At 58.0% G+C, this 476-nt stretch carries 1 pseudogene; it reads right to left on the reverse strand.

Annotated features, from left to right (window positions below):
* Positions 1–476, reverse strand: a pseudogene (locus CWM53_RS19360) (energy transducer TonB); the annotation flags it as partial.

The following is a 476-nucleotide window of genomic DNA, read 5'->3' on the forward strand; positions in this document are numbered from 1 at the left end:
TCCGGGTTTTCCGGCGCAATGGCAATGGCCCGGCGAAACGCCGTTTCCGCCTGCGCTTTATCCGCCTCGCTCGTCAGCGTCAGGACGGCCGTGGCCAGCGTCAGATCGCCACGGTCCGGCATCCAGGCCAGATAGTCCATCATTTTGGGTAATGCTTTCGCTTCCCGTTCACGATAGCCCAGCGCCTGCTGCCAGAGCGCATCCGCAGCTTCAGCATCTTCTTCATTCCAGCCAAGCGGCAGCACCGCCAGCGTTTTTTTCTGCGCGAGAAATTGCTCGGTGATGTTGTGCTGATTCAACGGCCCCCCACGCAGCGCTATCTGAATAAAACGGGCATGGCGGTTATAGAGAAAATCGGTCCAGGCGGGCATTTCCAGCTGATTCATACTCTGCCAGCGCCGCTGGTTTTGTTCGCCAAAAGGCACCTTGCATAGCGTAATACCGATGACAAAAACAATCTGCGCCACGGCGACGGC

Source organism: Klebsiella sp. A-Nf5, from assembly GCF_002810545.1.
Lineage (GTDB): Bacteria > Pseudomonadota > Gammaproteobacteria > Enterobacterales > Enterobacteriaceae > Klebsiella > Klebsiella variicola.